This window comes from Flavobacterium glaciei, assembly GCF_003350545.1.
GTDB lineage: Bacteria > Bacteroidota > Bacteroidia > Flavobacteriales > Flavobacteriaceae > Flavobacterium > Flavobacterium glaciei.
Genome location: NZ_QQBA01000003.1, coordinates 253545 through 279065 on the forward strand (window position 1 = coordinate 253545; position 25521 = coordinate 279065).

Consider the following 25521-nt stretch of genomic DNA (forward strand, 5'->3'; position numbering starts at 1 on the left):
CCTACAAAGATAAATCTATTTTTAAATTAATGATTTTAATTTTTTTAAATTTTTTTTTGAATTTGATTGCTTTTGAACTGTATTAATTTAAGTAATCAAATCAATCATTTTCAAAATTAATCGTAAGTTTACAACCCCTTTATCAACATAATACATTGGCCATGTCAGAATTTTGGATTTACTTTCAAATAGGATTAAAACACGTTTTAGATATTCATGCGTACGATCATGTTTTATTTTTAATAGCACTTGCGATTCCTTTCTCTTTCAAGGATTGGAAACGGGTTGTACTTCTGGTTACTCTTTTTACTATTGGTCACACAATGGCTTTAATGCTTTCGGTTTTTGAAATAATTGTCATTAAAGTAAATGTGGTCGAGTTTCTAATTCCAATTACGATACTCATCACGGCTTTGTTTAATCTTTTTACGGCGGGAAAATCAAGCAAAAAAGAAAGTATAAACTTGGTATTTTTTATCACGCTTTTCTTTGGAATCATACATGGATTGGGTTTTTCAAATTATTTTAAATCGATTCTTGGGGGCGATGCTGTGTCTAAAATAATACCACTATCAGAATTTGCATTAGGAATCGAAGCGGCACAAATAGTTGTGGTTTTTGTGGTGTTGATATTATCGTATGTTTTTCAAACCGTTTTTAGATTTTCGAAACGTGATTGGACTTTAGTAATGTCGGCCTTTATAATAGGGGTAGTTATTCCTATGATTGTTGAAAGTGAAATTTGGATAAGATAAAATGAACGAAAAAAAATTAAATAAATACGATAAAGCGTATCTCAGAATTGCGAAAGAATGGGGTTTATTATCATATTGTAAACGTAAACAGGTTGGTGCGATTATTGTACGCGATCGTATGATAATCTCTGATGGATACAATGGAACACCATCTGGTTTTGAAAATTGCTGTGAAGACGAAGAAGGATTAACGCGATGGGATGTTTTACATGCTGAAGCAAATGCGATTCTTAAAGTGGCGCGTTCGACTCAATCCTGCGAAGGGGCGACTTTGTATATCACACTTTCGCCTTGTAAGGAATGCAGCAAATTGATTCATCAATCTGGAATAAAAAGAGTAGTATATCAAAATGGTTATCGTGATGATTCAGGAATTCAGTTCCTTATAAAAGCAGGCGTAGAGGTAGAACATATCCCAGTATTAGAAGAATAATTGTTGTCCTCTTATGAAAAACAATGTAAAATATTTGCCCATTATTATTTTCTCAACACTTGCACTAGGTGTTGTTCTGGGAGGAATGTTGAATTTTCCTAATGCTGCAGATTTTTCAAATAGAAATAATTCTAGGAGTAAACTCAATAAACTAATTGATTTTATTGACAATGAATACGTGGATGATGTTAGTACAGATTCCATTGTAAACCTTACTGTGGATAATATTCTGGCGCAACTTGACCCACATTCCGTATATATCCCACCTAGCGAACAAATGGAAGTGGTAGAAAGTATGAAAGGAAACTTCGTAGGAATAGGTGTCAATTTTTACATGTACAACGATTCAGTAGCGGTTATAAAACCAGTTGAGAATGGCCCTTCGGCAAAAGCTGGAATAAAGGCTGGCGATAGAATTTTGTATGCCGATAAAACGAAATTGTATGGGCGCAAATTACCAAGTGACAGTTTGTTTTCTAAATTAAAAGGAACAGTAGGTTCTGATATTGAATTGACTATCTACAGAAAGTCAGAAAGAAAAAAGCTTAAAATAAAAATTAAACGCGATGTTATTCCCTTAAAGAGCGTCGATGTGGCATTGCTTTTAGGCAATAAAACGGGTTACATAAAAATAAATAGATTTGCAGAAACGACCTATAGAGAGTTTATGCTGGGTATAACTAAACTCAAACAACAAGGTGCAAAATCACTAGTAATTGATGTACGTGATAATGGCGGTGGTTATATGGAAGAAGCAGTTGCTATTGCCGATGAATTATTGACAGACAAGCAGTTGATTGTTTTTACTAAGAATAAAAATGGAAATGTAGACAAGACATTTGCAACCAAAAAAGGTAGTTTTGAAACCGGAAACGTATTTGTTTTAATCAATGAAAATAGCGCTTCTGCTAGTGAAATTCTTGCAGGCGCCATTCAAGATAATGACAGAGGAACTATTGTGGGACGTCGTTCTTTTGGAAAAGGATTAGTGCAACGAGAAATGGATTTTGCTGATGGTTCCTCCGTGCGATTGACTATTGCAAGATATTATACACCAACTGGTCGCTCTATTCAAAAACCGTATTCTAAAGGAAATGAAGCTTATTTTAAAGAATCAGAAGCACGTTTTGGGAACGGGGAATTGTTTGAAAAAGACAGTATCAAGGTTTTAGATACCTTACAATTCAAAACAAAAAAAGGCAAAATTGTATACGGCGGTGGCGGGATTGTTCCCGATGTCTTTGTTCCTATAGAAGTAGAGCACGGAAATGAAAGCACGGCTTATTTATTGCAATCTGGTATCGTGGGCAATTTTGTTTTCGAACAATTAGATAAAGACAGGAGCGCTTTTAAAGGGCTAAACTTTGAAGAATTCAAAACTAAAATGAATCAAACAGATTTGTATTTTAATTTGTTTCAAAAATTTATTTTCAAAAATGGGTTGGATTTAAATTTTGGGAAAAGTAAGTCTTTGGTAAAAAGATATTTGAATGCAGAATTTGCCCGACAATTGTATGGAGAAAGCTATTATTATGAGATTGTATTGAAAGAAGATGCGATGATTAAAAAAGTTTTAAATCAGAAATAATGAATTTTTGTTCAATATGCTAAGTAAGTTTTTTGGGATGACAGTTAATGAACGTTTGTACGTTGCAGGACTTACCAATGATTTTGAATATTGTTTGAAACAAAAAGATTTTGAAGAAATTAAATCGATTTTAAAGAAAGTCGAATTGAATGAGGATTCTATTATTGAAGTAATCAATAGTCTAAAGTGATGGACAATTGTAAGTTTAATTCAACTTTTTTATCTAATGCTATCGTGTGCATGAGTTTGAATACCGTTATTCCATAAAGTGAGAATGTCTGTTGCAACAGCTGCACCGCTTCCGGCAGCAATAGCCAGTTGACTTCTCCAGCCAGCTAAAGTTCCTATGACATAAATACCTTCGGCAACTTTGTGGTCAATATTCTTAAGTTGTATTCTTTGTTTTTCGGGAAGTGATTTTTGATGCGGTTCTACATACTGCAGTAAACCTTCTATTGCAAAAGTATTTGCTGAGCCAATTCCTACCACAATTATACGAGCCTTGTAGCTAGTTTTGTTAGTAATTACTGTAAATTCAGGGAAACTGCCCTCTATTTTCAGTACTTTTTCACTGGGTATTTGTATAATGTGCGGATAGGTTTCTGAAAGATGCGTGTTGCTTTCCTTCAATAAATTAGCGCCTAATGTTTCTGGAGGAATTCCGTAAGCATTGTTGAATACGGCTTCTTGAAGAGAAGATGTTTTTTGATGGGTGAAAATTCCGATTTTCTTATCAAAAACAAAAGCTTTGTTTTTTGCAGAACCTAAAATGAGTGCGCATGACATTCCGGAAGCACCACCACCAACTATGAGTACATCAAACACTATTACAGCTGGTCATTTGATTTTTCTTCAATTTTTTTTGACATTTTAAAAATCAGAAGAATCAAAACAGCACAAAAAGAAGCGGCAATTCCAATAAAAGCAACTACGCTATCTCCTTTTAATGGATTTCTAAAATCCAACAAAGTAACATTAAATACGATTAGCGCTATTGCTAAAAACACCAAGATGTTAGTAAAAATTTTCATAATACGTTTTTGTTTTTGATGTAAAAGAAACAGATTTTTTGTCTTAGAAACACAAACCAAATGATCTTTTAAAATTATCTTAGGGGTAAATTTATGAAAATTTATTTTAGATAAACAAACCTTTAACATTCGCAGCGAATAATTTAACAGCGATTGCAAGGAGTACTACCCCAAATGTCTTTCTAATGACGCCAAGTCCATTTTCACCTAGTATTTTTTCGATTTTAGAAGACGATTTTAAAACGATATATACCAGAATAATATTCAAAATTATTGCAACAACAATATTTATTGTTGAGAATTGAGAACGTAAAGATAATAAAGTGGTCATAGTACCAGCTCCGGCTATCAGTGGAAATGCCAAAGGTACAATAGAGGCGGAACTCGCTTCTTCGTCTCGATAAATTCGAATGCCTAAAATCATTTCTAGTGCTAGAAAGAATAATACAAACGATCCGGCAACTGCAAAAGAGTTTACATCAATCCCTATTAAATTCAATAATTCCTCTCCTACAAAAAGGAAAACTATCATAATAATTCCAGCTACTATTGAAGCTTTTTCGGATTCGATGTGTCCGTGTTTTGATCTTAAGTCAACAATGATAGGAATTGTTCCTACAATATCAATTACAGCAAAAAGAACCATACCAACCGTAATTATTTCTCTAAAATCGATTTCAAACATAGTTTTTTGTTTGCAAAGTTAAACTTTTAGGTAGATTTTTGACTAAAATTATATTTTATTACAATAATTCTGATGCATTTTTTTAGAGATATAGTTTTAAATGATTTCTTCTTTGTGTAAATGTATGTTGTTTATTATTAGTGTATTAAGATGGTTAAAATATCCATTGATTCGTTGGGTTTTCAAAAAGTTAAAGTTGTTTTTTATCTAAAATATTACAATTTACTTTAACTACCTTTGCGCTTTATAATTTCAGTACCCCAAAATAATGTTTCAATTAGGAAAAACCATCGTCTCAGAAGACATACTCGAAAAAGATTTTGTTTGCAATTTGTCAGCCTGTAAGGGAGCTTGTTGTGTTGATGGCGATGCGGGAGCACCATTGAGCCTTGAGGAAACTAAGATTTTAGAAGAAATTTATCCTAAAGTAAAACCATTTTTGCGCAAACAAGGAATTGCTGCAATCGAAGCGCAAGGAACTTGGACAATAGGAACTGATGGAGATCTTGAAACACCGTTGATTGATAATAAAGATTGTGCTTATGTAATTTTTGATGGTAAAACAGCTTTATGTGGAATCGAGCAAGCTTACAATCAAGGCATAATTGACTGGAAAAAACCTGTTTCTTGTCATTTGTATCCCATTCGCGTGAAAGATTTCACAGAGTTTGCAGCTGTTAATTATGATAAATGGGATATTTGTGATCCAGCCTGTTCCTTAGGTCAAGAACTTGAAGTTCCAGTGTATAAATTTGTCAAAGAAGCTTTAGTTAGAAAGTTTGGGGAAGACTGGTATGCGGAGCTTGAAATAGTCGCACAAGAACTCAAAAAATAAATCTAAAATAAAGGCAAATTTTCTTGTTTGCTGTTTTTAAAATCCTATATTTTACGGTGCTTCATCTCTTTTTTTAAATTTTAAAACATTGATTTTCAATTATTTGAAATCCTAGTGAAAAACACCTCGTTTTTTTTTAGTTTGTTAAAAACTATGGCTGATTGTGAATAAGTTTGACTTTTAATTCCGGCAATATTTCACAATCTTTGTAATCCGCAGAAAGCATAAAATTTCGTTAAAATCTCAAAAAAAACAAACTATTATAATGGCACAACTTGAACCAATTTTACAAGAAAATAAAAATCGTTTCGTGATTTTTCCTATCAAACACCATGACATTTGGGAATTTTATAAAAGTATGGAAGCCAGTTTCTGGACTGCTGAAGAAATCGATTTGTCACAAGATTTAAATGACTGGAATAATAAACTTTCTGATGATGAACGTTATTTTGTAAAACACATACTTGCTTTTTTTGCTGCTTCGGATGGGATTGTAAATGAGAATTTAGCCGAAAATTTTGTAAACGAAGTGCAATATGCAGAAGCAAAATTCTTTTACGGGTTCCAAATCATGATGGAAAATATTCATAGCGAAACCTATTCGTTGTTAATCGATACTTATGTAAAAGATGAAGCTGAGAAAGATGAATTATTCAATGCTCTAGAAGTTTTTCCTGCAATTAAGAAAAAAGCGGACTGGGCACTTAAATGGATAGAATCTGATTCGTTTGCAGAACGTTTGATTGCTTTTGCGGCGGTGGAAGGAATTTTCTTTTCGGGAGCATTCTGTTCTATTTATTGGTTGAAAAAACGTGGCTTAATGCCAGGATTAACGTTTTCTAACGAATTGATTTCTCGTGACGAAGGTGTTCACTGTGATTTTGCAGTGCATTTACACAACCACCACTTGGTGAATAAAGTGCCAAAAGAAAGAATTAGAAGCATTATTGTAGATGCTTTGAATATTGAAAGAGAATTCATTACCGAGTCGCTTCCAGTAAGTTTGATAGGAATGAATGCGGTATTGATGACACAATATCTAGAATTTGTTGCTGATAGATTATTGGTTGAGTTAGGTTGCGAACGAGAATACAATACTTCTAACCCTTTTGATTTTATGGATATGATTTCGCTTCAAGGAAAAACAAACTTCTTTGAAAAGAAAGTGGCGGAATACCAAAAAGCAGGTGTTATGAATACTGATGAGCATGCGCAAAAAATATCTTTTGACGCTGATTTTTGATTTTTTTAAACCATTAAGGAATTAAGGTTTATTAAGTTTTTATTTATCTAAATGTCTTGATGTTAAAGAAATATTTTGATTTTTTAAATCTTAATGATTTATGTTTCAGATGCTGATTAGCCCAGATAGTAATGAAAATCCTTTTTATTTTTTTCTTTAAAAAATAAAAAGATTGCAATGGATAGCTGGAATAGCTCCAAAAAAAATGCTGAAATAAATTCAGTATAATTTACAAATAACGAAAAACAGTGAAGGGATTTTCTGTTTTAAAAAAACAAGCAAAAGTATGTATGTAATTAAGAGAGATGGCCACAAAGAGCCGGTAATGTTCGACAAAATCACGGATAGAATAAAAAAACTATGCTATGGTTTGAATGATTTAGTTGATGCCGTGAAGGTGGCAATGCGCGTAATTGAGGGGCTTTATGATGGTGTGTCGACTTCTGAGTTGGATAATCTTGCTGCCGAAACTGCTGCGTCAATGACCATTGCGCATCCGGATTATGCACAATTAGCCGCTCGTATTGCAATCTCAAATTTACATTCAAATACTAAAAAATCATTCTCTGAAACGATGAATGATATGTTCAATTATGTAAATCCAAGAAACGGCCAGTACGCACCATTACTTTCTGATGAAGTGCATAAAGTGATTATGGATAATGCGGAATTTTTAGATTCCCATATTATATACAACAGAGATTTCAACTACGATTATTTTGGTTTTAAAACCTTAGAAAGATCGTATTTGCTAAAAATAAATGGTAAAATCGTGGAGCGTCCGCAACACATGTTGATGCGTGTTTCTGTTGGAATTCACTTAGATGATTTGAAATCGGTGATTGAAACCTACGACTTAATGTCGAAAAAGTTCTTTACGCATGCAACTCCTACATTGTTCAATGCCGGAACTCCAAAACCTCAAATGTCAAGCTGTTTCCTTTTGGCAATGCAAGACGATAGTATTGATGGGATTTATGACACGTTGAAACAAACGGCTAAAATCTCGCAATCAGCGGGTGGAATTGGGCTTTCTATTCACAATGTAAGAGCGACTGGTTCTTATATTCGTGGAACAAACGGAACCTCAAACGGGATTGTTCCGATGTTACGCGTATTCAATGATACTGCACGTTATGTAGATCAAGGAGGAGGAAAACGTAAAGGAAGTTTTGCTATTTATATCGAAACTTGGCATGCTGATATCTTTGAATTCCTAGACTTGAAAAAGAATACCGGAAAAGAAGAGATGCGTGCTAGAGATTTGTTTTTTGCCATGTGGACTTCGGATTTATTCATGAAAAGGGTGCAAGAAGACAGTTATTGGACGTTGATGTGTCCTAATGAATGTCCAGGTTTGTATGATGTATATGGCGAGGATTTCGAGAAAATGTATACGGATTACGAAAAAGCAGGTAAAGGTAGAAAAACCATCAAAGCGCATGAATTGTGGGAGAAAATCCTAGAATCGCAAATTGAAACCGGAACGCCTTACATGTTGTACAAAGATGCAGCCAACAGAAAATCAAACCAAAAAAATCTAGGTACAATACGTTCTTCGAACTTGTGCACGGAAATAATGGAATATACATCCAAAGATGAAATCGCGGTTTGTAACCTAGCATCTCTTTCGTTGCCTATGTTCGTGGAAAACAAAAAATTCAATCATGACTTGTTGTTTACTGTTACCAAACGTGTAACTAGAAACTTAAATAAAGTGATTGACAGAAATTATTATCCAGTAAAAGAAGCTGAAAATTCAAACATCCGACACAGACCAGTAGGTCTTGGAGTGCAAGGATTAGCTGATGCTTTTATCATGTTGCGTTTGCCGTTTACGAGTGACGAAGCAAAAAAACTGAATCAGGAAATTTTTGAAACTTTATATTTTGCTGCCGTAACCGCATCTATGGAAATGGCAAAGGAAGAAGGACCGTATTCTAGTTTTGAAGGTTCGCCAATGTCACAAGGTGAATTTCAGTTCAATTTATGGGGAATGAAAGATGAAGAGTTATCCGGTCGTTGGGACTGGGCTTCATTACGAAAAGAAGTGATGGAACATGGAGTGAGAAACTCATTGTTAGTAGCACCAATGCCAACAGCTTCGACTTCACAAATTTTGGGTAACAACGAAGCATTCGAACCATATACTTCTAATATTTATACCAGAAGAGTTCTTTCGGGCGAATTTATTGTGGTAAACAAGCACTTGTTACACGATTTAGTAGAACGTGGTTTGTGGAACGAAACCCTGAAACAAGAGTTAATGCGTAATAACGGTTCGGTACAAGGACTTGATATTCCGCAAGACTTGAAAGAATTGTACAAAACGGTTTGGGAAATGTCTATGAAAGACATTATCGATATGTCACGTCAACGTGGATATTTTGTGGATCAATCGCAATCATTGAACTTGTTCATGCAAAATGCCAATTATTCTAAATTGACATCGATGCACTTCTACGCATGGCAATCCGGATTAAAAACGGGAATGTACTATTTAAGAACAAAAGCTGCGGTGGATGCAATTAAATTTACATTAAACAACGATAAAAAAGCAGAGCCTATCGAAATCAAAGAGCAATCAATCGCTGTTCCTGCAGTTGCAGAAGCAGTAGAAATGACTGCCGATGAATATAGAGCGATGCTAGAATTGTCTAAAAATGCTGGTCCAGACGAATGTGAAATGTGTGGGAGCTAGTAAATAAAATATGTTATAAACAGAAACAGCTATCATTTTTGATAGCTGTTTTTTTTGCAGTTTATTTTTTTGAGTTCAATTGGTATCTTTATTTCTTAATGGCTGTGTCAAGTTGCAGTCAGGAATATTTTAAACATAAAATTTTTAAAATTGTGGTAATTGATATATGATGCAGTAATTTCAAAGTTACATACTACCAAAGGTGTGTCAGCTTTTTTCATTGCTGAAATCTTTTTCTTTATATTCGCTGTCTAAAACAAAAAAAGCAAATCATACCATGATGAACTGGGAACAACTTTTATCACTAAGACGACAAGGAGACAAAGGCAAAAGATTGCGTGTGGAGCAAGACGATACCCGTTTGGGTTTTGAGGTGGATTATGACCGTATTATTTTCTCAGCCGCTTTTAGAAGTTTACAGGATAAAACACAAGTTATTCCGTTATCAAAAACTGATTTTGTACATACCCGATTAACGCATAGTTTAGAAGTTTCGGTTGTGGGTCGTTCTTTAGGTCGATTGGTGGGGAAAAAAATCATCGAAAAATATCCACATCTTAAAGAAGTTCATGGTTATCACATGAATGATTTTGGGGCTATAGTGGCTGCGGCATCTTTGGCTCATGATATTGGGAATCCACCTTTTGGACATTCTGGTGAAAAAGCGATTGGAGAATATTTTTCCATTGGAAAAGGGCAACAATACAAAGACCAGCTTACGCCAAAAGAATGGCAGGATTTAATTGATTTTGAAGGTAATGCCAATGGTTTTTCGGTACTTACTGCAAGCCGTCCCGGAATAGAGGGAGGACTCAGGATTTCCTATGCAACTCTTGGTGCTTTTATGAAGTATCCTAAAGAAAGTTTACCTAAAAAACCAACCAAAGATATTGCCGACAAAAAATATGGTTTCTTTCAAACGGACAAAGCTTTTTTTCATGATGTAGCTTCTGACATGGGTTTGATTCCAAATAAATCAGGAAGCGATATTGGTTTCGAAAGACATCCTTTGGCATATTTAGTAGAAGCAGCCGATGATATTTGTTACACCATTATTGATTTTGAAGACGGAATCAATTTAGGATTAGTTTCCGAAGATTTTGCTTTAGAATATTTGATTAAGTTGGTAAAAGATAGCATTGATACTGCTAAATATAAAACTTTAGAAACTAAAGAAGATCGCATTAGTTATTTACGCGCTTTAGCAATTGGTAGTTTAATCAACGATGCCGTAAAAGTATTTGTCGAAAATGAAACCTTGATTCTGAGCGGAAAATTTCCGTATGCCATAATGGATAAAAGTAAATACAAAGCCCAGATGGATGATATTATCAAGATTAGCGTAGATAATATTTACCAAAGCCGTGAAGTCATCGAGAAAGAGATTGTAGGTTATCAGATTATTCAAACGTTGTTGGATAAATTTATAACGGCTTTCAATAATAAATACAACGGGAATGCTTCTAATTACGACACTTTGATTCTGAAAATGTTGCCTGAGAAACACCATTTAGAAAAAGATAATCTATACGGACGACTGTTACATATTTGTCATTTTATTTCCTTGTTAACTGATGGAAATGCATTATTGTACTACAAAACCATCACAGCCTCAAAAAATTAAATTTTTGAAGTTTTTAAAAGTGCGTTTATTTTATGATAAATATTGGTTATTTTTGTTTTGCCAAACTATCAATATTTATGAAAAAAATTTTACTATTCGTTATTTTAGTACTTCCTTGTTTTATTTTTTGTCAGAGTAATAGTGAAATCATTAAGAGTTACTTAAAAAGCCCATCTGCTAGGGCAATGGTCTCTAGTCAATCATTACAAGATTGGGTAATTCAAAGTGAAGCTCCTTCAGGGACTACAGGCATTACCAACTGTTTTGTAGTGCAGCGTTACCAAGGTATAGAGATTTTTAGATCTATTTCTAATTTTTATATTAAAGACGGAAAGGTTATTGGTCATCAAGAGCGTGTTGTATCTGATCTTAATAAAAAAATCTATGCTACAAAACCATCTTTGGCGGCGCCCGAAGCTGCAGCCAAAGTTTATTTTCAATTAGGCTTACCATTAGCTGGTAATTTTCAAATTAAATCGCATCCACAACCTAATTCATACACTATTATTACTGGGGTTAGTAACGAAGAACCTATTGTAGCTAATTTGGTTTACCATCAGAGTAAAAGTGGTGATCTAAAATTAGCTTGGGATATGACAATACCAACCGCTGATCATGATAAAATCTGGAGTGTTAGAGTGGATGCATTAACGGGTAAAATTTTAGAAAAAATCAATACCGTTATCAATTGTAGTTTCGATCATAAAGGTTTTTTTTCTAGTCATAATCATTTGAGTACTCCAGAATCAATATCCTACAATCAGATTTTCACTCCTGTAAAAGCTCAAGTTCAAGCCGGGACTTATCGAGTGCTACCATTTCAAGTAGAAAGTCCTATCCACGGTAATTTCCAACTAGTAAGTAATCCAGCTAATTCTATCGCATCACCTTTTGGATGGCATGATATTGATGGTAATAATGGGGCTGAATTTACCACAACTAGAGGGAATAATGTATGGGCCAAGGAGGATTTTGAATCAAATAATTCCTTAGATGGATACAGTCCAGAGGGAGGAAATTCATTACTATTTGATTTTCCCTATGGAGGTACAAGTGTGAACGCTTCTAGTTATATTGATGCAGCTTGTACAAATTTGTTTTACATGAACAATATCATGCATGATGTATGGTATCAGTACGGTTTTAATGAGGCTAGTGGGAATTTTCAACAAAATAATTACGGAAGAGGCGGTACTGCTGCTGACTATGTTTTTGCGGATGCACAAGACGGATCTGTAGCTTCGCCACCACGCATAAATAACGCCAACTTCTCTACTCCTGTTGATGGAAGTAGCCCACGTATGCAAATGTTTCTATGGAATACAACACCTTCAATTAGCCCTGTCATAATAACTGCTCCAAGTATTTTAGCAGGGACTTATGGCGCTAGGCAAAACGCATTTAATCCCGGAAAAGTAGATTTACCAGTTGCCCCTGAATTTTTACAATCAAATTTAGCACTATACATAGATAATTCTGGTGCAGGATCACTAGGTTGTTCAGCACCAAGTAATGCTGCTGCTTTGAATGGTAAAATTGTGGTATTGTACCGTGGCTCTTGTAATTTTGTGGCTAAGGCTAAATTTGCGCAAGATGCTGGAGCTATTGCGGTTATAATTGTTAATAATGTTCAAGGTGAAGTAAATATGTCTGGTGCCGATGAAAGTATTGCAATTCCAGTAATCAGTATTACTAAGGCTCTTGGAGATAGTATAATAGAGCAAATGCAAAGCGGTGCGGTTAACGTTAAATTACAATTAGAATCGTCTTCTTTTGTTAACTCCGATGGTGATTTTGATAATGGAATTATAGCACATGAATACGGTCACGGAATCTCTACACGTTTGGCAGGAGGAAGAAACAACTCCCGATGTTTAGATAATACGGATCAAATGGGTGAAGGTTGGTCAGATTGGTTTGCCTTGATGATGCAATTAAAACCAGGAGATGTTGGTACTGCTAAAAGAGGAATTGGAACTTTCGTGTCTTCTCAAAAAACCGATGGAGTAGGAATTCGTAGTTTCCCATACTCGACTGACACTTCAGTAAATCCAATGACTTATGGTGTTACGAACTCTTTTCAGTTTATAAATGCCGAAAATGTAGAGGAGACTTCAGTGCACGGCGTTGGTTCTGTATGGGCTACGATGTTATGGGATTTAACATGGGCCTATATCAATAAATACGGATATGATGATAATAAATATACAGGAAAAGGAGGTAATAATAAAGTAATGCAGTTAGTGTTAGACGGATTGAAGTTGCAGCCGTGTAGCCCAACTTTTATAGACGGTAGAAATGCAATCATAGCTGCTGATCAAGCTATTACTGGGGGTAAAGATTTCTGTTTGATTTGGGAGGTTTTTGCTGCAAGAGGACTAGGAGTAAACGCATCTGCTGGAGACAACAATGTTGGAAACGATCAAGCGGAAGATTTTACTACACCAGCTGCTGGAGCAAATTGTACATTAGGAACAGTAGATATTAATCAAGAAAATGTGATGCGTGTGTATCCAAATCCATCAACTGGGAATATAACGGTTCGAATTAACAACTATAATGGATTAGTAACTGTAAATGTGGTTGGTCTTAATGGTAGAATAGTTTATAGCGAGGATAAAGTAGCATTTAGTAATGAAAAATCATTTGATTTAAGCCAACTTAGCGCTGGTATATATATGATTGATATTACGGGAGAAGCTTTGAAATATGTAGAAAAAATAATTATAAATTAAAATAATTAGTTAAATAAAAAGCCCTGAGATATAACAAATATTTCAGGTCTTTTTATTTAGAATATGTACTCAATGCCAACTCCAATTGCTTGTCTTATTTGAGTTTTTGGGCCTTCGGTTACTTGTATTCCAGCAATTTCTCTTTTTGATTTAATATCATCGTCATAGATTACATGTGCCCCAATATTAGCTTTTACATATTGATTTACAACAAGCTTAACTTGCAAATCGCAATCAACATCTATATTCCCAAAACGATTTATATAATCAGAATATAAGCTCAGACGATTTTCTAAGCTGATATTTTTGAAGATTTCTTTTTTGTATTTGTTGGTAATCAGAAAGCCAAGTTCCATTTTGACTTGTTCCCCAGCATTTATTAGGTTTCCATCGAGATCATAGGTGGCTTTTACAACTCCAAAAGCACCTTGATTTGCTAATCTTTGGTCTAAAACTAAGGTTGTTTTAAATGTAAATGGAGAGATGTAAAACGTTCTACTTTTTTCTTTATTAATATTTTCAGCACCTATTCCCATAAAAATATAAGCGGGAGCAAAAGGTTTTGAAATTGCCTTTTCAGTATTTGGATACGCGTAACCGTTAGTAAACTGCGTGTTAAAATTAAATTTAGCTGAATGAAACCAGTTGGAAAGCGTATCTTTTCTATATCCAAAAGTAGAGTTTAATTGAATCGCATCTTCGGTTTTTCTTAGATCTATTCCGTCTTGTTTGTTCAATCCGTATCTAACGATTAATTCATTTGACCAGTTATAATTACTTCGGTTATATACTCTGTGAAAATTACCTTTAAATAATCCCGAAATTGAACTTGTTCCCCCGGCAGACCAGTTGATGAAAGCAACTTCAGAAATATCAAAGCCTAAGCTGTTTTTTTTAGTCCAATAGGATAATGGAAGATAATGTGTTTTTGTTTGTATTTTTAGCGGAACATATAAAGTTTTACCAGCAGTTGTTAGTGTGGTTATAGGTTTGAGTCCGTCTGAAAGAATAGTGTTTGTCGCTTCTTGAGAAAAACTATTAAAAGGAAATGTGAAAACAAGCAGAAATAATGTGTAGGTTAATAATTTCATTTGAGAGTGCATGTGTTTGGGATTGCAAAATAATTATTTTAATAACTTGAAAAAAGTATTTCAAGACTTTTAACGTCAATTTTGCAGTATTGTTGTAATTCAGCTACAGTTCCTTGTTCAATAAATTCATCTGGTATACCCAAAACAGTAATTTTTGACACGTAATTGTGTTCTGATGCAAATTCTAGAATTGCACTTCCAAAACCGCCTTTTACAGTACCGTCTTCTATGGTAATTATAGCAGTAAATTTACTAAAAATAGTATGTAATGCTTTTTCGTCTAGTGGTTTGACAAATGAAAAGTCATAATGCGCAATCGTTTCTGGATGTTTCATTTTGGCTATAGCCAAAGAGACAGTATTGCCAATAGTTCCATTGGATAAAACGGCTACCTTAGAACCTTGTTTGATGCAAATACTTTTTCCAATTGCTGTTTTTTTATACTTCCCAAGATGTTGTGTTTGCCAATTTTGAATGACTCCCCGACCCCGTGGATAACGAATGGCTACTGGATGATTTAATCCTAATTGTGCAGTATAAAGAATGTTTTGCAGTGCTATTTCATTCATTGGTGCATAAACAATCATGTTAGGAATGCAACGCAAATAAGCCAAATCGAAAACACCGTGATGTGTTGCTCCGTCTTCTCCTACTAAACCTGCTCTGTCCAAACAAAAAATTACGGGAAGATTTTGTAAAGCCACATCATGAATAATTTGGTCATAAGCTCTTTGTAGAAAAGTCGAGTAAATATTGCAATAAACAATCATTCCTTGAGTTGCCATTCCGGCGGCTAAAGTCACTGCATGTTGTTCTGCAATTCCCACATCAAAAGCACGTTGAGGAAAGGCATCCATCATGAATTTTAAGGAACTTCCTGATGGCATCGCTGGTGTAATTCCTATTATTTTTTCATTTTTTTTTGCCAAATCCAATACGGTCAAGCCAAAAACATCCTGATATTTTGGAGGTAGATTCTCTTCGAATTTAATGTGAATTTCTCCTGTTAAAGCATCAAATTTGCCTGGAGCATGGTATTTTACTTGGTCTTCTTCGGCTTGTTGTAGGCCTTTTCCTTTTGTGGTAATGATATGAAGGAATTTTGGTCCTTTTATTTTATGTAAACGTTTCAGTTCTTTAATCACAGCAAAAATATCGTGACCATCTATTGGACCCGAATAATCAAAATTCAAAGATTTAATCATGTTATTTTGCCTCGGATTTTTTCCTTCTTTTACGGCTGTGAGGTATTGTTTTAAAGCGCCTACACTTGGATCAATCCCGATAGCGTTATCATTGAGAATTACTAATAAATTAGCATCAGTAACTCCGGCGTGATTTAATCCTTCAAAAGCCATTCCTGAGGCAATAGAAGCGTCGCCAATAACAGCAACGTGTTGTTTACTGTAATCACCTTTCAAATTAGAAGCAATCGCCATTCCTAACGCTGCCGAAATAGAAGTGGAGGAGTGGCCTACGCCAAAAGCATCGTAAATACTCTCGCTTCTTTTTGGGAAACCGGAAATACCGCCTAATTGACGATTAGTATGAAAACTTTCTCTGCGACCGGTGAGTATTTTATGTCCATAGGCTTGATGACCTACATCCCAAATCAATAAATCGTTTGGTGTGTCAAAAACATAATGCAAGGCAATTGTCAATTCGATGACTCCTAAGCTTGCGCCAAGATGACCTTCTTTTACCGCCACAATGTCGATAATAAAATCGCGTAATTCTTGGGCAACTTGAGGAAGCTGCGCTTCGTCAAGCAAGCGTAAATCGGTTGGGTTATTGATGTTTGAAAGTAAATTGTTTTTCATTATTTTATAAAAAGCAAATTTACGGTTTTAAATTGGAATCTTTTTTTCAATTTTAGACGATTCTAGTACCTGTCTTATTTTTACAAGTAGGTAATTAAATAGGTCAACTAAGTTCAGATTGGTTGCTTTTTGAAACAATTGTAATTAGTTATGCTAAATACGTTTTGTCAAAATTATTTTGTTTAGATCAAAGAAATAGATTCAGTGTATAATGTTCGTGTTTTTTTACCATTTTGTTCACCTGGTTTCCATTTAGGACATAATTTCAAAACTCTAATAATTTCACTTTCTAAAGCTTCGTCAATTTCGGATTGGGGTTTGACATAGGTCAATGAGCCGTCTTTATCCACAACGAATGAGATTGAGATTTTGGTAATTTTATTTTTTAAATTTTCTGGATGTTTGAACTCTTCTTTAAAAAAAGTATAAAATTTTTCAATCCCGCCTTTATATTCTGGAGGGAATTCGAAACCGATACCTCCGTTGTAAATGACATCTTCAACAACAGTCTCGTTCTTTGTTGTTTCTTCGCAAGCAATTGTTTGGGGATTTATAAATTTTACATGATTTACCTTGGTTGCTGGCGCAGGAGGTTGAACATGGTTTTGGGTATTGTTTTTTTCTGGCAACATCATGCCAACAGTTATTCGAGATGCTTTTGTACTGTCTTTAACCACTTCAACAGCATCAATTTTTTGTTTGTTTCCATTTTTATCGGCACAACTAAACAAAGTGGTTCCCATTGTGATAAACAATGCTAACAAAAACATTTTGTGATACTGAGTTTGAATATAAAGTGCACGATCTGGGATTTGAATGGTAATCGAATCTAATTGCGATTTTCTCATTCTACCACAGATATTCTGGTTTTGATTTTGTATGAAAAAATGCTGCACTTGTTCAGGTAACATTACAGTGAAATCTACAACAGTTTTAGCGCAACTCATACAAAAACGACCTTGGTCATTTGGAGTCATTTTGTTCCAATCTTCTTGACAAGGTTCCGAAATTGTGATTTTATATTTCCTTACCATACTTTACGTTTCTGATTATAAAACTAACGAAAATTATTTCAAATCCTTACTTTTGCTGTATGATAAACCCATTTGCCGACGAATATTTTATGAAAAAGGCTTTGCAGGAGGCCGAAATGGCTTTTGAAAAAGGCGAAATTCCTGTTGGCGCTCTAATTGTCATTGATAACAAAGTCATTGCTCGAAGTCATAATTTGACCGAATTACTTCATGATGTGACAGCTCATGCCGAAATGCAATCCATTACTGCTGCTGCGAATTATCTTGGTGGGAAATATTTAATAGGTTGTACACTCTATGTCACACTGGAACCTTGCCAGATGTGTGCCGGCGCTTTGTACTGGAGTCAAATTTCGAAAATTGTGTATGGTGCCAGCGATGAAAATCGCGGTTTTGTAAAAATGGGAACACAATTGCATCCTAAAACTACGGTTGTTTCTGGAATTATGGCTAATGAAGCCTCGGAGTTGATGAAGCGATTTTTTGTCGATAGAAGGAAATAATATTCTTATCCTAAATACTTTAGCCCAGATAGAAGCGGCATCCTTTTGCAAAGCTGCCAGCCTTCAAAAGGCTGGCAGCTTTGCAAAAGATATAGCGGATAGCTGTAAATAGCTCCTAAAAACATATAAATTATAAATTACAGATTGCTTCGAAAAATCTCGCAATGACGCACAAAAAAACCGCCAATCTCACGAAAGGCGGTTTGTAATTTATTCTATGACAGCATTTTCTTTTTTGTCGTAGAAATGATATTCTAAATACGTGTAAGCATCACGAGGTATAATTTTCACCCATTTTTTATGTTCAAGAAACCATTTTGAACGTAATGATGGAAAACCTTTGGTAAGGTATGCGGCCACAAAAGGGTGTACATTTAGGACAACATCTTTGTGGTTTTTTAATACTCTTTCTAAATCAAAAGCGATTTTATCAATGATTTGAATTGGCGCTTCAATTTCGCCGCTTTCATTGTTTGGATCTTCTTCTCTAGTTTTAATATTAACTTCTGGTCTTACTCTTTGTCTTGTAATTTGGACTAATCCAAATTTACTTGGAGGTAAGATTTTGTGTTTTGCTTTATCATCGCTCATTTCTTCTTTTAAGAAATCGAACAACACTTTACGATTTTCAGGATTTGACATATCGATAAAATCAATTACTATGATTCCGCCCATATCACGTAGACGTAATTGTCTTGCGATTTCGGCAGCAGCAATCATATTGACTTCCATGGCTGTATCTTCCTGATTGGTAGCTTTATTAGAACGGTTTCCACTATTCACGTCAATAACGTGTAGAGCTTCAGTGTGTTCGATAATAAGATAAGCCCCTTTACTCATGGATACTGTTTTTCCAAAAGAAGTTTTGATTTGTCTCTCTATGTTGTATTTCTCGAAGATAGGTGTGTCTTTTGATTGATAAAACTTAACGATTGATTGTTTGGATGGAGCAATTTCTTGCAAATAATCCTTTGTTTGGTTGTACAACTCTTCGTCATCTATCTGAATACCACTGAAGGTATCGTTGAATACATCTCGTAATATCGAAGAGGCTCTGTTGAGTTCTCCTAATACTTTAGAGGGATGATGAGCAGTTGGTAATTTTTTACACATTGCAGTCCATCTGCTGAGCAGGTTCTGCAAATCTTTTTCTAATTCGGCTGTATTTTTGCCTTCGGCTACTGTGCGAACAATAACACCAAATCCTTTTGGTTTGATGGATTGTACTAATCGTTTCAAGCGTTCTTTTTCTTTTTTGTCTTCTATTTTTTGTGAAATAGAAACACGGTCAGAAAACGGAACCAAAACTATAAATCTTCCGGCAAGAGAAAGCTCAGCGCTTATTCGAGGTCCTTTAGTAGATATAGGTTCTTTTACGACTTGTACTAAAACAGATTGATTGGAACTCAACACATCAGTGATGGTGCCATCTTTGTCTATTTCTTTTTCAAACTGAAAGGTTTTTAGGGAGAAATCTTTTAATTTACCTGCGCTTACAAGTTTTATGAATTTCAGTTGGGAAGATAAGTTAGGTCCTAAGTCGTGATAATGTAAAAAGGCATCTTTTTCGAAGCCAACATTTACAAAAGCAGCGTTAAGTCCAGCAACTGGTTTCCTGATTTTAGCAATAAAAATATCGCCTACTTGGAAGTTGCTTTTTTCTTCTTCTTTGTGTAATTCAATTAGTTTTCCATCTTTTAATAAGGCAAAATCTACAGCTTCAGAACTAGATCTAATGATTAATTCTTTATTCATTTGTAAATTTTTATCCTGACTTTAAGTCGAAAGTCAAAAGTCGAAAGTCAAAAGTATTGCAACTCATAACTCATAACTTATAACTCATAACTGGCTGTAAGGATGGATTAAACAATATTTTAACAGGTATTGTACCCGGGGAAAATTAGCTGGCAGTTTGCAGTGTTAAGTTTGCAGTTGACTGAATACTATAAACTGAATACTGATTACTAACTTTCAATTTCAATGAACGTTTAAAAAGAAAAAAGTAGTTTAAAACTACTTTTTCTTTTTGTGACGGTTAGCTCTCGCTCTTTTTTTACGTTTGTGCGTTGCTACCTTATGTCTCTTTCTTTTTTTACCACTTGGCATGTCTTGTAGATTTTATGATTAATATTATTATTTTGCTTCGTTATTTGTTTTCACTCCTTCTACAAAAACTTTTGCAGGTTTAAATGCTGGAATGTTGTGTGCAGGAATTTTTATTGTAGTATTTTTTGAGATATTTCTACCAGTTTTCTCCGCTCTAGTCTTCACTATAAAACTTCCAAAACCTCTTAAATATACATTGTCTCCAGTTTCTAATGAATTTTTAACTTCATTCATAAAGGTCTCTACAGTTGCTTGAACATCTCCTTTTTCAAGACCTAATTTTTCTGAAATTTTTGCTACGATATCTGCTTTCGTCATTTTCTTTCCTATTTATAATGTTGTACTATTTTTTTGAGTTTGCAAATATAGGAATTTAAAAAACAATTATTCAAGCTAATTCATTAAATTTTAATTACATAAACTTTTACATTTGCTAACAAATAATTAAAACATGATTTTTTCTAACTTGTTAATACAATGGTATTTACAAAACAAACGCGATTTGCCTTGGAGAAATACCACCGATCCGTACGCTATTTGGCTCTCTGAAATCATGTTGCAGCAAACGCGTGTAGCACAAGGAATGCCGTATTTTTTGTCTTTTACAATCGCTTTTCCTACTGTTTTTGATTTGGCTAAAGCCAATGAAGAACAGGTTTTGAAACTCTGGCAGGGATTAGGATATTATTCTAGAGCTCGAAACTTGCATAAAACCGCTCAACACGTAGCACAGGAATTGTTGGGAGTTTTTCCAGGGAATTATAATGACTTAATGAAACTGAAAGGTGTAGGAGACTATACCGCAGCGGCAATTGCCTCTTTCTCCTATAACGAACCTGTTCCTGTGGTTGATGGTAACGTGTTTCGGGTTTTGTCCCGTTATTTTGACATCGATACGGATATTGCTCAGGCTTCCGCCAAAAAAGAATTCGCTGCACTAGCTTTCGAACTGATGCCAAAAGACAATCCTGCAACTTTCAATCAAGCCATTATGGAGTTTGGTGCGTTGCAGTGCGTTCCTAAAAGTCCGAATTGCGGTATTTGTATTTTTAACGAAAGTTGCGCTGCTTTGCAAAAAAACAAAGTTGATCAGTTGCCTGTTAAATCCAAAAAACTAAAAGTTAGGAACCGATATTTTAATTATATGGTTGTTGCAGATGAAAATGATAACACTATAATTCAAAAAAGAACGGACAAAGGAATTTGGCACAACTTATATGAATTCCCTTTGATGGAAACCGAAAAAGAGGAAGATTTTGATTGTGTTAGTGAAGCTGTTCAAGCGGAGTATTTTAAAGATAATACTATCGTAAGTATGTTAGAATACAACGAGAAAAGTATCATTCATAAATTGTCACACCAGCATTTGCATATTAAGTTTTGGAAAGTGAAAATTGGAGGTACAATTGAAAACGGGATTGATGTGGAAACATTGAGAACTTTTCCGTTTCCAATTGTAATTCATAATTTTATTGAAAAGGATTTATAGAGTTTCTAAAAAAATGTATCTTTGATTAAATACCACATTCTAAAATGAACGGAACATTAAATAAGGTCATGCTAATTGGTTTTCTTGGCGATGATATCAAAATGCATTATTTTGACGGAGGCAACTGTATCGGTAGATTTCAGTTGGCTACAAACGAAGTGTACATCAATAAAACTACCAATGAAAAAATAACTTCTACAGAGTGGCATAATCTTGTAGTGCGCAATAAAGCGGCTGAACTTTGTGAAAAATACCTCTCGAAAGGAGATAAAATATATGTGGAAGGGCGCATTAAGTCCCGCCAATGGCAATCAGATGACGGAAGTACAAAGCACACCACTGAAATTCAGGTAACCGAATTCACTTTTCTTTCCACAAAAAAAGACAGTGAAAACAACAAACAAATTCCTGCAACTGATGTCCCGAAAAACACTAATTTTGACCCTGAAAATAATGTCTTGCCTATTAATGACTTGCCATTTTGATTGTTTAATTAATCTTAACTAATTTGGACCCAGAGCCCAGTTTATTTTTTGCGTACGCCATTGATACTAATCTAGTTTTTGGTTTTGTAGGAATAGTTGTTTTGCTGTTTTGTTCCGCATTAATATCAGGAGCGGAAGTAGCCTTGTTTTCGTTGTCACAAAAGGACATTGATGAGACGCTACAAGAAAATAATTCTAAAGGGAAATTTATAGCTGCACTTTTAGAAAAACCAAAAAAGCTAGTGGCGACTCTTCTTGTTGCTAATAATATTATTACCATTTCTATAGTATTATTATTTTCGTTAGTTGGAAAAACTATTTTTTCTGCAGTAACAACACCACTTCTAAAATTTATTTTGGAAATATTGACCGCTGCCTTCTTAATTTTGTTATTTGGTCAGGTCTTGCCAAAAGTATATGCCAGCAGAAACAATATAAAGTTTGCCAAACTGATTGTATATCCAATTGCTTTTCTGGATAAATTGCTTTCGCCTATAAGTCTACCCATGCGCGCTGTCACGATTTATTTGCACAATAAATTAGCAAAGCAAAAAACAAATTTCTCCGTTGACCAATTATCACAAGCCTTAGAGTTAACTGCTTCGGATGAAACTTCTACCGAAGAGCAAAAAATATTAGAAGGAATTGTGAGCTTTGGAAATACGGATACTAGGCAAGTGATGAGTCCCAGAATAGATATTTTTGCTTTAGAAATAGACGAATCTTTTTCTGTTATTTGCCCTAAAATTATAGAAAAAGGATATTCTAGAATTCCGGTGTATAGAGACAATATAGACCAAATAGAAGGCGTTTTGTATGTTAAGGATTTGCTTCCGCACATTAATACGAATGAATTTGACTGGAAATCGTTGTTGCGTGAACCTTTTTTTGTTCCTGAGAATAAAAAACTGGATAATTTGTTGAAAGATTTTCAGAGCATGAAAAGTCATCTCGCGATTGTGGTCGATGAATATGGTGGAACTTCAGGATTGGTTTCCCTTGAAGACGTAATAGAAGAAATCGTTGGTGATATCAGCGATGAATTTGACGATGAGAATATTAATTACTCCCAAATTGACGATAAAAATTACCTTTTTGAAGGAAAAATAAACCTCAAGGATTTTTACAGAATAATTGATGTAGATGAAGAATTATTCGAAATCAAAAAAGGAGAAGCCGAAACACTGGCTGGTTTTATTCTTGAAATTTTGGGAAATTTTCCGAAAAAGAACCAGAAAATTTCATTCGAAAATTGCCTGTTTACGGTTGAAGCTGTGGATCAAAAAAGGGTAAAGCAAATAAAAGTAACGATTGAATAAGTAAAAATGTTAAAAAAAATAATCACTTTTTCGGCAATAATTGCAGTCTCATTCTTGAGTTTTAGTTGTAAAGATGATGTCTTGCCAAAACCTTCTGGCTATTTGCGATTGGATTATCCGGAAGCTAAATATGTAAATTTCGAAAATGAATGTTCTTACGCTTTCGAAATGAATTCAGATGCGATTATCAAAAAAGAGAATGATTGTGGTTTTACAATTACCTATCCTAAAATGAAAGCAACTATTTATTTGACGTATAAACCAGTCACAAAAAACATTAATGAACTGTTGCGTGATGCACAAAAACTGACTTTTGAACACGTGATAAAAGCAGATGATATTCTGGAACAGCCTTATTTGAATCCCGAAAAAAAAGTGTACGGTATGTTTTATCAGGTTGAAGGAAATGCGGCTACCAACTCACAGTTTTATGCTACGGACAGCACGAAGCATTTTGTGACGGGTTCCGTTTACTTTTACGCAAAACCCAATTATGATTCTATTATGCCGGCGGCAAGTTATATCAAAAATGACATGCAGCGACTGATGGAAACCTTGAAGTGGAAATAATATTTCACAAAAAAAGCATTCGCCAGTAACGAATGCTTTTTTTTACAATTTGAAAGTCTGAATTAAGACTTCATATTCGAAACTTTGTATGTTTTACCATCAGCAGCGGCTTCTACAACTTTAGTCAATTTTTCTGGAGTTTGAACCGTTTTGTCAAAAGTTACGGTGGCTAATTTTGTCTCAAAATCGACAGTTGCTTTTTGAACGCCGTCCAGTCCGGTCAAATCTTCTTGAATCGTTTTGGCACAACCTACAGCACATGTCATTCCTTCTACAGAAAAACTTGCTGTTTGAAGATTAGCTGCTGCGATTTCCTTTTTAACTTTTGGAGCTTCTGTAGTTTCAGTTTCTTTTGAACCTATTTCTGTTGGTTTCTCTTTACATCCTACAAATACAACACTTGTAAGTAATAGCGTTACAATTGATTTTTTGAAATTCATTATATTGAAATTTAAAAGATTAAAATCACATTTGTGTTTTGCAAAATTAATTAAAAAAAGAAGGACTAATTCATAAAATAATTACAATTTTGGGGCAAAATTATCTTTATGGAATCGAAGCAGTTAAAATGGGTGTATTTGATGGTACTTGCCTTAGTTTGGGGAAGTTCATTTATATTAATAAAAAAAGGATTAATCGGTTTGACAGCTTTGCAATTGGGATCGTTGCGAATCATATTTGCTGCTGTTTTTTTAGTATTGATAGGATTTAAAAGTTTGTCAAAAATTCCAACATACAAATGGAAATATATTGCCTTAACTTCGCTATTCGGGACATTTATTCCGGCTTACTTATTTGCTATTGCCCAAACCGAAATAGATAGTTCTGTGAGTTCAATTTTGAATTCGCTAACTCCTTTGAATACATTAATTCTGGGCGCTTTGGTTTTTGGTTTGCAATTCAAAAGGAATCAGATTATTGGGATTCTAATTGGGTTATTAGGAAGTGCCTTGTTGATCTTGAATGGTGCTATTCATCATCCTGAACAGAATTATTACTATGCTATTTTGGTTTTAATAGCGTCTATTTGTTATGCAACTAATGTCAATTTAATCAAGAAATATTTGCATGATTTGAGTCCGTTGAGTATTACTACAGGGAATTTTATGGTGTTGTTTTTTCCGGCATTCATCATCTTGTTTTTCTCCGGTTTCTTTGAAGTGGTGCAAGATGTAAAAGTGCAAGAATCGGTTTTATTTATTATGATTCTTGGCGTTGTAGGAACTGGAATTGCCAATATTTTGTTTTTTAAATTGATCCAAATGTCTTCACCCGTTTTTGCTACGTCAGTAACATATTTGATTCCTGTAGTTGCTTTTTGTTGGGGATTATTAGATAATGAAATGCTTACGCCTGTACAGTTTTTTGGTGCTTTTATTATATTAATTGGGGTGTATTTATCAGCTAAGAAGTAGTGTTTAGTATTCAGTTTAATTAGTATAAAACAACAAAGGCTACCTAAATAGATAGCCTT

Annotated in this window: 24 protein-coding genes; 15 read left to right on the top strand and 9 right to left on the bottom strand. The window is 34.5% G+C overall.

Annotated features, from left to right (window positions below):
- Positions 1-161: 161 nt before the first annotated feature.
- From DFR66_RS04590 to DFR66_RS13845, 4 genes are read left to right on the top strand one after another with little or no spacing between them, the layout of a single operon-like run.
- On the top strand, positions 162-755 hold the full coding sequence (locus DFR66_RS04590) for a HupE/UreJ family protein (protein WP_114753664.1): 594 nt from the start codon (positions 162-164) through the stop codon (positions 753-755).
- Between the two features lies 1 nt (position 756).
- Positions 757-1188, top strand: a complete 432-nt coding sequence (locus tag DFR66_RS04595) for a deoxycytidylate deaminase (RefSeq protein ID WP_114753665.1) — start codon at positions 757-759, stop codon at positions 1186-1188.
- A 13-nt stretch (positions 1189-1201) separates the two neighbouring features.
- Positions 1202-2776, top strand: a complete 1575-nt coding sequence (locus tag DFR66_RS04600; RefSeq protein ID WP_114753666.1) for a S41 family peptidase — start codon at positions 1202-1204, stop codon at positions 2774-2776.
- Positions 2777-2792: 16 nt separating this feature from the next.
- The gene (locus tag DFR66_RS13845) at positions 2793-2966 is read left to right on the top strand and encodes a hypothetical protein (protein ID WP_167400486.1); all 174 of its coding nucleotides are present in this window, start codon (positions 2793-2795) and stop codon (positions 2964-2966) included.
- A gap of 29 nt (positions 2967-2995) precedes the next feature.
- Here the strand turns inward: DFR66_RS13845 and DFR66_RS04605 are convergent, their stop codons facing one another.
- The 3 genes from DFR66_RS04605 to DFR66_RS04615 all read right to left on the bottom strand — a co-directional run bounded on the left by DFR66_RS04605 (position 2996) and on the right by DFR66_RS04615 (position 4492).
- Complete coding sequence (locus DFR66_RS04605) at positions 2996-3601, bottom strand: FAD-dependent oxidoreductase (RefSeq protein ID WP_114753667.1); 606 nt, start codon at positions 3599-3601, stop codon at positions 2996-2998.
- Positions 3602-3603: 2 nt separating this feature from the next.
- Positions 3604-3807: a hypothetical protein gene (locus DFR66_RS04610; protein WP_114753709.1), complete on the bottom strand. Its 204-nt coding sequence runs from the start codon at positions 3805-3807 to the stop codon at positions 3604-3606.
- A 106-nt stretch (positions 3808-3913) separates the two neighbouring features.
- Positions 3914-4492, bottom strand: a complete 579-nt coding sequence (locus DFR66_RS04615; protein ID WP_114753668.1) for a MarC family protein — start codon at positions 4490-4492, stop codon at positions 3914-3916.
- A gap of 268 nt (positions 4493-4760) precedes the next feature.
- Here DFR66_RS04615 and DFR66_RS04620 point away from each other — a divergent pair, with 268 nt between their 5' ends.
- The 5 genes from DFR66_RS04620 (at position 4761) to DFR66_RS04640 (ending at position 13630) form a co-directional block, all read left to right on the top strand.
- Entirely contained in the window at positions 4761-5327 is a 567-nt protein-coding gene (locus DFR66_RS04620; protein WP_114753669.1) for a DUF3109 family protein, read from the top strand.
- A 265-nt stretch (positions 5328-5592) separates the two neighbouring features.
- Positions 5593-6570 carry a ribonucleotide-diphosphate reductase subunit beta gene (locus tag DFR66_RS04625; protein WP_114753670.1) on the top strand — a complete coding sequence of 326 codons (978 nt, stop codon included), beginning with the start codon at positions 5593-5595 and terminating at the stop codon, positions 6568-6570.
- 286 nt (positions 6571-6856) lie between these two features.
- The gene (locus DFR66_RS04630) at positions 6857-9271 is read left to right on the top strand and encodes a ribonucleoside-diphosphate reductase subunit alpha (protein WP_114753671.1); all 2415 of its coding nucleotides are present in this window, start codon (positions 6857-6859) and stop codon (positions 9269-9271) included.
- Positions 9272-9551: 280 nt separating this feature from the next.
- Positions 9552-10895 (top strand): dGTP triphosphohydrolase, encoded by a 1344-nt coding sequence (dgt, locus tag DFR66_RS04635; protein ID WP_114753710.1) that lies wholly within the window; start codon positions 9552-9554, stop codon positions 10893-10895.
- Between the two features lie 77 nt (positions 10896-10972).
- Positions 10973-13630, top strand: coding sequence for a T9SS-dependent M36 family metallopeptidase (locus DFR66_RS04640; protein WP_158634638.1), 2658 nt, complete (start codon positions 10973-10975; stop codon positions 13628-13630).
- 56 nt (positions 13631-13686) lie between these two features.
- Here DFR66_RS04640 and DFR66_RS04645 read toward each other — a convergent pair whose 3' ends face one another.
- The 3 genes from DFR66_RS04645 to DFR66_RS04655 all read right to left on the bottom strand — a co-directional run bounded on the left by DFR66_RS04645 (position 13687) and on the right by DFR66_RS04655 (position 17575).
- Positions 13687-14721: a DUF3078 domain-containing protein gene (locus tag DFR66_RS04645; protein ID WP_114753673.1), complete on the bottom strand. Its 1035-nt coding sequence runs from the start codon at positions 14719-14721 to the stop codon at positions 13687-13689.
- Positions 14722-14759: 38 nt separating this feature from the next.
- Positions 14760-16541, bottom strand: a complete 1782-nt coding sequence (locus DFR66_RS04650) for a 1-deoxy-D-xylulose-5-phosphate synthase (protein WP_114753674.1) — start codon at positions 16539-16541, stop codon at positions 14760-14762.
- Positions 16542-16723: 182 nt separating this feature from the next.
- On the bottom strand, positions 16724-17575 hold the full coding sequence (locus tag DFR66_RS04655; protein WP_114753675.1) for an energy transducer TonB: 852 nt from the start codon (positions 17573-17575) through the stop codon (positions 16724-16726).
- Between the two features lie 59 nt (positions 17576-17634).
- Between DFR66_RS04655 and DFR66_RS04660 the strand changes: the two genes are divergently transcribed.
- Positions 17635-18078, top strand: coding sequence for a nucleoside deaminase (locus DFR66_RS04660; RefSeq protein WP_114753676.1), 444 nt, complete (start codon positions 17635-17637; stop codon positions 18076-18078).
- 210 nt (positions 18079-18288) lie between these two features.
- Here the strand turns inward: DFR66_RS04660 and DFR66_RS04665 are convergent, their stop codons facing one another.
- Together DFR66_RS04665 and DFR66_RS04670 are read right to left on the bottom strand one after the other, a co-directional pair.
- Complete coding sequence (locus DFR66_RS04665) at positions 18289-19833, bottom strand: Rne/Rng family ribonuclease (RefSeq protein ID WP_114753677.1); 1545 nt, start codon at positions 19831-19833, stop codon at positions 18289-18291.
- Between the two features lie 378 nt (positions 19834-20211).
- On the bottom strand, positions 20212-20502 hold the full coding sequence (locus DFR66_RS04670) for an HU family DNA-binding protein (RefSeq protein ID WP_066080765.1): 291 nt from the start codon (positions 20500-20502) through the stop codon (positions 20212-20214).
- Between the two features lie 133 nt (positions 20503-20635).
- Between DFR66_RS04670 and mutY the strand changes: the two genes are divergently transcribed.
- The 4 genes from mutY to gldD are packed head-to-tail and all read left to right on the top strand — an operon-like array spanning position 20636 to position 24047.
- Positions 20636-21673 carry an A/G-specific adenine glycosylase gene (mutY, locus tag DFR66_RS04675; protein ID WP_114753678.1) on the top strand — a complete coding sequence of 346 codons (1038 nt, stop codon included), beginning with the start codon at positions 20636-20638 and terminating at the stop codon, positions 21671-21673.
- Between the two features lie 44 nt (positions 21674-21717).
- Positions 21718-22158 carry a single-stranded DNA-binding protein gene (locus DFR66_RS04680; RefSeq protein WP_114753679.1) on the top strand — a complete coding sequence of 147 codons (441 nt, stop codon included), beginning with the start codon at positions 21718-21720 and terminating at the stop codon, positions 22156-22158.
- Between the two features lie 23 nt (positions 22159-22181).
- The gene (locus DFR66_RS04685; RefSeq protein ID WP_114753680.1) at positions 22182-23477 is read left to right on the top strand and encodes a gliding motility-associated protein GldE; all 1296 of its coding nucleotides are present in this window, start codon (positions 22182-22184) and stop codon (positions 23475-23477) included.
- Positions 23478-23483: 6 nt separating this feature from the next.
- Positions 23484-24047 (top strand): gliding motility lipoprotein GldD, encoded by a 564-nt coding sequence (gene gldD / locus DFR66_RS04690; RefSeq protein ID WP_114753681.1) that lies wholly within the window; start codon positions 23484-23486, stop codon positions 24045-24047.
- Between the two features lie 62 nt (positions 24048-24109).
- Here gldD and DFR66_RS04695 read toward each other — a convergent pair whose 3' ends face one another.
- Positions 24110-24487, bottom strand: coding sequence for a heavy-metal-associated domain-containing protein (locus DFR66_RS04695; RefSeq protein ID WP_114753682.1), 378 nt, complete (start codon positions 24485-24487; stop codon positions 24110-24112).
- Between the two features lie 108 nt (positions 24488-24595).
- Between DFR66_RS04695 and DFR66_RS04700 the strand changes: the two genes are divergently transcribed.
- Complete coding sequence (locus DFR66_RS04700) at positions 24596-25462, top strand: DMT family transporter (RefSeq protein WP_114753683.1); 867 nt, start codon at positions 24596-24598, stop codon at positions 25460-25462.
- Positions 25463-25521 lie beyond the last annotated feature (59 nt).